This window comes from uncultured Meiothermus sp. (assembly GCF_937863175.1).
Lineage (GTDB): Bacteria > Deinococcota > Deinococci > Deinococcales > Thermaceae > Meiothermus.
This window is the reverse complement of sequence record NZ_CALMCQ010000355.1, coordinates 1-6,916: the sequence shown is the minus strand read 5'-3', so window position 1 is coordinate 6,916 and position 6,916 is coordinate 1. Positions and strand designations below refer to the sequence as shown.

The 6,916-nt window shown below is 62.6% G+C and carries 8 protein-coding genes and 2 pseudogenes; 5 read left to right on the top strand and 5 right to left on the bottom strand.

Features of this window, described 5'->3' with window-relative positions; translation table 11 throughout:
- From Q0288_RS13430 to Q0288_RS13410, 5 genes and pseudogenes are all read left to right on the top strand, one after another.
- Positions 1 to 1,106, top strand: a pseudogene (locus Q0288_RS13430) (carbamoyltransferase HypF); the annotation flags it as partial.
- 5 nt (positions 1,107 to 1,111) lie between these two features.
- The gene (locus Q0288_RS13425; RefSeq protein WP_299431249.1) at positions 1,112 to 1,351 is read left to right on the top strand and encodes a HypC/HybG/HupF family hydrogenase formation chaperone; all 240 of its coding nucleotides are present in this window, start codon (positions 1,112 to 1,114) and stop codon (positions 1,349 to 1,351) included.
- Complete coding sequence (locus Q0288_RS13420) at positions 1,348 to 1,869, top strand: hypothetical protein (RefSeq protein ID WP_299431247.1); 522 nt, start codon at positions 1,348 to 1,350, stop codon at positions 1,867 to 1,869. The genes Q0288_RS13425 and Q0288_RS13420 overlap by 4 nt, the downstream gene beginning before the upstream one ends.
- Positions 1,870 to 1,893: 24 nt before the next feature.
- Positions 1,894 to 2,304: a DUF302 domain-containing protein gene (locus tag Q0288_RS13415; RefSeq protein WP_299431244.1), complete on the top strand. Its 411-nt coding sequence runs from the start codon at positions 1,894 to 1,896 to the stop codon at positions 2,302 to 2,304.
- A 375-nt stretch (positions 2,305 to 2,679) separates the two neighbouring features.
- Positions 2,680 to 3,411 (top strand): SagB/ThcOx family dehydrogenase, encoded by a 732-nt coding sequence (locus Q0288_RS13410; protein WP_299431241.1) that lies wholly within the window; start codon positions 2,680 to 2,682, stop codon positions 3,409 to 3,411.
- 124 nt (positions 3,412 to 3,535) lie between these two features.
- Here the strand turns inward: Q0288_RS13410 and cas2 are convergent, their stop codons facing one another.
- The 5 genes and pseudogenes from cas2 to Q0288_RS13385 form a co-directional block, all read right to left on the bottom strand.
- Entirely contained in the window at positions 3,536 to 3,835 is a 300-nt protein-coding gene (gene cas2 / locus Q0288_RS13405) for a CRISPR-associated endonuclease Cas2 (RefSeq protein ID WP_299431238.1), read from the bottom strand.
- A gap of 2 nt (positions 3,836 to 3,837) precedes the next feature.
- Positions 3,838 to 4,857: a type I-C CRISPR-associated endonuclease Cas1c gene (gene cas1c, locus Q0288_RS13400; protein WP_299431237.1), complete on the bottom strand. Its 1,020-nt coding sequence runs from the start codon at positions 4,855 to 4,857 to the stop codon at positions 3,838 to 3,840.
- A complete protein-coding gene (gene cas4 / locus Q0288_RS13395; protein WP_299431236.1) occupies positions 4,854 to 5,513 on the bottom strand; it encodes a CRISPR-associated protein Cas4 in 660 nt (219 codons plus the stop codon). The genes cas1c and cas4 overlap by 4 nt, the downstream gene beginning before the upstream one ends.
- A complete protein-coding gene (locus Q0288_RS13390; RefSeq protein WP_299431234.1) occupies positions 5,514 to 6,563 on the bottom strand; it encodes a putative CRISPR-associated protein in 1,050 nt (349 codons plus the stop codon).
- Positions 6,560 to 6,916 (bottom strand): annotated as a pseudogene (locus Q0288_RS13385) (hypothetical protein); the annotation flags it as partial. The gene Q0288_RS13390 and the pseudogene Q0288_RS13385, both read right to left, overlap by 4 nt.

Below are 6,916 nucleotides of genomic sequence, written 5' to 3'. Positions count from 1 at the left end.
CCCCCGCCCCCATCCTGTACTCCCGGCGCTTCCAGCAGCCCGTCCTGGCCCTGGGGGCCATGCTTAAAAACGCCATTGCGCTCGCGGCTCGAGGCCAGGTCTTGATGAGCCAGCACCTGGGCGACCTGGAGGAGCTCGAGGCCCGCCTGGCCTTCCGCGAGACCATCGCAGACCTGAGCCAGATGTACCAGATCGAGCTGGGGCAGACCCTGGTGGTGCACGACCTGCACCCGGAGTATCCTTCCAGCCAGTATGCCGCCGAGCTGCCCGGCCCCAAACTGGCCGTACAGCACCACCGGGCCCACATCGCCTCGGTGCTGGCCGAGGACCAGCGCTGGGATCAGGCGGTGCTGGGCTTTGCCTTCGACGGAGCGGGGCTGGGCGACGACGGGGCCATCTGGGGTGGGGAGGTGTTCTATGGCTCGCTGGAACAGGGTCTGAGGCGGGTGGCCCACCTGCAGTATGCCCCCCTGCCGGGCGGCGATGCGGCAGCCGTATTTCCCGCGCAGGCCGCAACAGGGTTTTTGTACCCGCTTAGCGGCTGGGAACACCGGCTCCCCAGCAAAGCCATAAGCGTGGGAAGAAGTCTGCTCAGCTCCAGGCTACCCATGCCGCAAACCAGCAGCATAGGGCGGCTGTTCGATACGGTGGCGGCCCTGCTGGGCTTCCATGCCCGACTGGACTTCGAGGGCCAGGCCGCGGTCTGGCTGGAAAGTCTGGCTCGAGGCCATCGCCCCAGTTCCGTGCGACCTGCCCTTGCCCTACCCCTTCAACCCGTCCACGGACTGCTGGTCTGGGACTATCGTCCCTTGCTGGAGGCGGTTCTGGACTGCCTAAATGGGGGAATGCCCCCTGAGCAGGTAGCCTGGGAGTTCCATGCCGCACTGGCCGCAGGGGTGGTGGCAGCGGCCCAGACCCTCCGCGATGCTCACGGCTGTTCCAGCGTGGCCCTATCGGGTGGGGTCTGGCAGAACCTCTTACTCCACCAAATGACGCTTACTGGGCTGCGTGGACAGGGCTTTGGGGTCGCCTGGAACCATCGAGTACCGCCCGGCGATGGTGGCCTGGCCCTGGGGCAGTTGGCCCTGGCCCAGACCTGGAGGTAGAAAAAATGTGCTTGGGAATCCCGTACGAAGTAGTAGAAATTGTTGACCAGGACAGTGCAGTCCTGAGGTTGGGCGACACCGTTCGGCATACTTTTACCGGGCTGCTGGAGGATATCAGGGTGGGGGACTGGGTCTTACTGCACGCCGGTCAGGCCATCGAGAAGATCGGTGCGGCGGAGGCCCAGGAAAACCTGCGGTTGATCCATCTGTACATGACCGGCGAGGCTGCGGAGGAGCAGGCATGAACGGCCTCTTTGCCTTCATCGAGCAAAAGGAGGCCGAGACCCAGCAGACCAAAGCCTTGCTGATGCCCTTGCTGGAGGCCCTGGACTCCGAGAAGCCCTGGACAAGCGCCAACTTCTGGGCGGTCTATGCGCTGCGCGAGGGTTACGATCCAGTGATTCAGCAGGCCCTCGAACACCTCAAGCAGTACGCGGTTCCGCTGCTAGAAATCGAAGAGGCGCTGGCTGAGCTGGATCTGGAGCAATTCTCCGAGCAGATCGCCATAAAAGAAGAGCAGTTCTGGCAGGAAGCCTTTGTACGCTCCGGCCCCACCAGCCAGCCCAATGAGACCTACCTCTGCGGGGTACACGCCCTGCGCGAGTCGGAGGTGCGCGGCCTGGTGCTGCAAAACCTCTGGGATGCCGGGATCATTGCTTCGGCCCTGGGCAGCACCGCAGACTGTCTGACCTGCAAGCGGGGCATCCAGCGGGTTCTGCTGGAAGAACTCAAGCGGGCCAAAGCCCAAAAATCGCTGGCTTAAGTCGCAGAATTTACCAGGAGGGCTATGCTCACCCAACCATTCCCCACCATCCAGACCCACCCCATCCAAAAGGCCCAGGATCTGGCCCAGGCCGCACAACTGCTGGCCGAGGCCGCCGAGCGCGAAGGCTACCGGGTGGTGGCAGTACACCCTTTGTTTCAGTACGCGGGCGAAGATTATGCGGGTCCCAGGGTCGTGACCCTCGAGCTCGATGCACCCAGGCTGAACCAGACCTTTTTGACCGGCAAGCCCGAGACGGGACTGATCCTCCCACTGCGAGTTACACTGTTTGAAAAAGACGGCTCCTTGTGGGTAGCGATGCTGGATCTTGCGGTTTACCGCAGCTTCCTGGGCGAGACTTCTCCCGAGGCCAGCCGCATGCTGGACTGGATGAAGGTAACCCAGGAGATCCTGTTTCGTGCACTGACCGGATAGACAGGACTTTCATCCCTACACAGCAGCCCTTGAACACAGTAGAAATATGTTAACCCACTCTGGTGGGCAGTTCACAACGCCTGTGGGTTCCCCTCCCTAGCCCGCAGGCGTCCTCTTTTTGGCCGATTTCGGGCGAGAAAGTTTTCCCTGGCTTGCGGTACCTTGCTAGCCTCCGGTTCCCACCCTATCCTCGGCGCCCTGGGGCGACAACCCCAAAGATGCAATGCTCGGTTTAGAGCCATAAGAGCGCCCGCATCCTGGATCGCAAGGCTGCGCCCGAACGCCGGGGCGCAACCCGGCTCTGGGTACACACGTTTTCGCGGGCAGCCCCAAGCGCAGCCATAACCGCAACTGGGCGAAAGGGTGGTGGGTAGTGTGAAGCGTACCGTACCGTCACGAAGAATCTCGCGGAGAAAGTTTATCCACAGCGCGGCTGGGGTAGGGCTGGGGCTGGTTGCCACCCGCTCCATCGGAAGTGGTGTTATGGCCCAAAGTGGTGTTAGCATTCCCTTGCCAGCCCCCCGGATCCGGGGTGCCCTGTCGGTAGAAGAAGCCATCCAGGGTCGGAGGTCTGAACGGAATTTCAGAGATGACGCCCTTACCCAGGCCCAGCTAGCGCAACTGGTCTGGTCGGCCCAGGGAATTACCGATCCCGCCAGGGTACGCAGGGTTTTGCGTGCGGCCCCCAGTGCAGGCGCGCAGTACCCGCTGGATGTGTATGTTGTGGTCGGTAGCGTCGAGGGCCTCGAGGCCGGGGTCTACCACTACAGCCCCCACCCGCACTCGCTACGCCTGGTCCGAGCAGGAGACCTGCGCAGACCCCTGGCAGCAGCCTGCCTGGATCAGATGTTTATTGCCGATGCACCCGTCACGATTGTAATTTCGGCGGAGTACCGGAGAATAACCGACCGGTATGGCGATAGAGGGGTTCGCTACGCCCACATGGAGCTGGGTCACGTGGGGCAGAACCTGCACCTGCAAGCCGAGGCCCTGGGGCTGGGCACCGTAGTGGTAGGGGCCTTTGTGGATAGGGAGGTGGCAAGGCAATTGAACCTGCCCGGCGCACACGAGCCTTTGTATGTGATGCCTATCGGGCGGGTGGCCTAGTTCGGCTGGGTAGCCCTGGCACCGCTCCGGGCGCCTCGACGAGGGGTCGGCAGCAACAAAGGGAAGTCCCGTCCCCTTGCCCATGGGTAAAGCCTTCTCGGTGCAGGAAGGCAGGGCCCTGGCATCAGACCACCAGCGGATCATCGAAATCCTGGTATTTGTCCAGCCCATACACCCGCAGGCATTTGTCCCGTCCGCCGACCAGGGTGTAAACCCGCAGGCTGTCTTTGTCGGGTTCCATAATCTTGAGCAGTCTGGCCTCCATGTCCTCGAGCTGGGCCCGTGTGACCCGACACTCGAAGACCGACATCTGCACCCGCTGGCCAAAGTTTTTGCAAACCTTCGCCACCCGCGCCAGCCGCGACTGGCCGTCTTCCGAGGTGACGTTTACGTCGTAGGTAACCAGCAAATCCAGCCGCTCCATCCCTACCTCCCCACAAAAGATGGGTATTCGGGCAGGTCGCCCCGCAGGTAGCGGGCCAGCAGGCGGGCCTGGATGTGCGGCAGCAACCCCACTGGCACCGGATCCTTGAACAAGGGGTGTTGCACGGTTTCTTGTCGGCGGGTCTGGAAGGCCACAATCACCGCCTTGCGCCCCTCCTCGCCCAGCAGCACCGCCCCGCCGGGCCGCTCCTCGAAGTGCCGGGGGGCCAGTTGCTTACGGTTCAGCAGCGAGAGCACCAGCCGGTCGGCCCACCAGGCCCGAAACTCCTCGATCAAGTCCAGCGCCAGGGCATTGCGCCCCGGCCTGAGTGCGTGCAGGAATCCCACCTGGGGGTCGAGGCCCACGCCTTCCAGGGCTGCGGTGCACTGGGTGGTGAGCAGCGCGTACACAAAGCCCAGCAAAGCATTCACCGGGTCGCGCGGGGGGCGTTTGTTGCGCCCATCGAAGCGAAACTCGCCCGAGAGCAGCAGATCGCCAAAAGCAGCAAAATAGCTGCTGGCGGCGTTGCCCTCGAGGCCGCGCACCTCGTCCACGGTGCGGGCCTGGGGCAGGTGGCGCAGGGCGCCCTCGTGCTCGTAGATGGCCAGGCTCAGGGCCTCGGTCTCGCCGCGTTCGCGTACGGCCCGTTGCAACACCCCCCGGCTGTTCTTGAGCTTGGCCTCCACAAAGCGCTGGGCCAGATAGAGCAAACTCGACGAAGAGTCCAGGGCCTGGTGCTGGGCCCGGCGCAACAGCACATTGCCCGCGATGGGGCCGCTCAGGCGCCCCTGGAAGCGTCCGTTCTCGCCAAACCAGGCCAGCTCAATGCCATCCTGAGCACAGCGGTGCAGCAAAAATGGCGAGAGCAGCACATTGCCAAATAGCGACACCCCCCCCAGGTGGTGCAGGGGAATTTGCCGCAGTACGGTTTTTTCCTGCTCGATGCGGAGGGTATCGCCCTCGAGGCGCAGGTACACCCCCTGGGTCTGGATGTACAGGGTATTGAGCAGTTGGGTAGTCACGAATTTCCCCCATCCCGGAAACGCAATGCCACCAGAGCAGCTGGAATCTCGGGCATACAGATGTTGATCAGCGAACAGTTGGGGCAGCGGGCATCGGCTACGGGTGGGGGTAGCTGACTCTGCCGTAGCAGAAGCCGCACCGCGCTGAGAATGGTCATGGTCGCCGAGCGCAACTCGGGAGTCAACAGCACTTCCTGCCGGCGCTGGCTGCTTTTGTAAAACAGCGCCCCCTCGGGAACTGCAACCCCGAACATTTCTTCCAGGCACAACCCCTGGGCGCAGAGCTGCACCCGGTCGGAAAGTTTGTCCCAGCGGCTTCCGACCTTGTACTCAACCGGGTAAGGAACCCCGTCTGAAAACTCCACCACGTCGCCCTTGCCCACCAGACCCAGCCGTTCCGACCACAGCGGCAACGCCCGCTCGACCTGCACACCCTCGCGCACCATACCCTGGGGGATATCCACCCTTTCGTGGGCACGGCTACCCCGCTCAGTGAAGAGGTTATCTGCCCAGTCGCCCTCGAGATGAATCAGAGCGCAGCGTCGGGGACAATACGCATACTGTGCCAGCGAACTGATGGGCAAAGGCTCCAGCGTCGCCGGTTGTGAGGGCGCGCCTTCAGGCAGGAGGTCATCCTCGAGGCCCATCTCTTCCATTTAGCCCTCCCACAATTTGAATTCATCCTCGGAGTAATTGCTCCAGAATAGCCCATCGCGGCAGAGCTGATCGTACTCTGGCCCGTGCCGGGTGAGGGTAAACACATACAGCCTTGCATCTTTTTCGGCATAGAACAGCCGCTCGTCTACACGACCTCTGGGGTAGCCCAGCGCGTCACCCCCCCCGCTTTTTTGCTCACTCTGGGCTGCACGGTTGGAGAGGCGCAGGTTCTGCAAAAGGCGACGGTAACGGGCCCTGGGGCTGGGCTCGAGACCCTCCCAGATGCGCCGGGCCCGGGCCGAGAGATACACCGGCACCCGCTGGGCCTGCTCGAGCTCGACCCGGAAGGCCTCGAGGTAGGCCTGCCCCAGGGGCGAGAGGCTGGTATAGACCCGGTCTTCCATCTCGAAGTCCTCCAGCAGCACCTGGACTTCTTCGGGCAACAGGGCGGCCCGCTGATGAACTTCGTGTCTGGGCCGCATCTCGGCATCAATCCAGTCGAAGAAGTCGCCATGCCAGGCGAGCAGGGTGTTGTCCCAGCCAAATGGTGAGGGTGGCAGCGTGACAATCTCCTGAAAGCGTTCGTGAATGTAGCAGACCGGCACTTTGAAGACCAGCCCCAGCGCAGTAGCGTAGGCAATCTCGGCCTTGAAACCGCCGGTAGCATTGATCACCACCTCCCGCTGCCGACGGGCGGCCTTACGAATCTCCCCGGCCAGGGTTCGCACGAAGTTTTTCAGGCCATAGTCCACAAAGCCCTGGGCCTCATAGGCCAGCCCAGCAATACGCACAAGGCTGCAAGGTACACCCTGTTGCTGCCAGTAGCGATCCAGGAGCGCTGCAGCCCGGCTGCCCTCTTCGGTATCGCTGTGCAACAGCACAACTTCGCTGCCCTTTTGCATAATTCGCAACAGCGAGTTGGTTTCGGCACTGGCGGCCTTAGGGTTGCGCGAAAGGAATTGAAGAATCTGAACATCCAGCACAAACCCCTCGCGGCGGGCATTGTAGAGCAGGCTGGTGCCCACGGTGGTGAGGATGACGGTGCTCATACCGGCTCCGAAAGCTCGAGGCCCAAAGGCAAAACAGCCGCCCTGAGCGAGACGATTCTCTCTCTGACCTCATCCGGTATGGCTGACTCCTTGCGGGCGGCATCTCGGAAGCCAAAGTGTAAGAGGTCGTTACGCAAATGTCCCAGATTTCTCCACAGGCGGATGAAGTCAGCCCAGCCTTCAGGAATCGGAACCTCACCCTTGTGGCATTCCCACAGCCATTGTTCGGCCTCCTCCCTGCTGACGAGTTCGACTGGAAGCCAGGTGCCAACCCGCTTCCACTGTGCGAAAGCCAGCACCTGCGCGTCCGGAAACCACTCGCCCCACGCCTCCTGGATCAGGCTAGTCTCGAG

Excerpts from the sequence above, each read along its gene's own strand:
- cas2 (WP_299431238.1), bottom strand. The coding sequence starts at position 3,835 with ATGGAGCGGCTGGATTTGCTGGTTACCTACGACGTAAACGTCACCTCG.
- Q0288_RS13415 (WP_299431244.1), top strand. The coding sequence starts at position 1,894 with ATGCTCACCCAACCATTCCCCACCATCCAGACCCACCCCATCCAAAAG.
- Q0288_RS13425 (WP_299431249.1), top strand. The coding sequence starts at position 1,112 with ATGTGCTTGGGAATCCCGTACGAAGTAGTAGAAATTGTTGACCAGGAC.
- cas4 (WP_299431236.1), bottom strand. The coding sequence starts at position 5,513 with ATGGAAGAGATGGGCCTCGAGGATGACCTCCTGCCTGAAGGCGCGCCC.
- Q0288_RS13420 (WP_299431247.1), top strand. The coding sequence starts at position 1,348 with ATGAACGGCCTCTTTGCCTTCATCGAGCAAAAGGAGGCCGAGACCCAG.
- Q0288_RS13390 (WP_299431234.1), bottom strand. The coding sequence starts at position 6,563 with ATGAGCACCGTCATCCTCACCACCGTGGGCACCAGCCTGCTCTACAAT.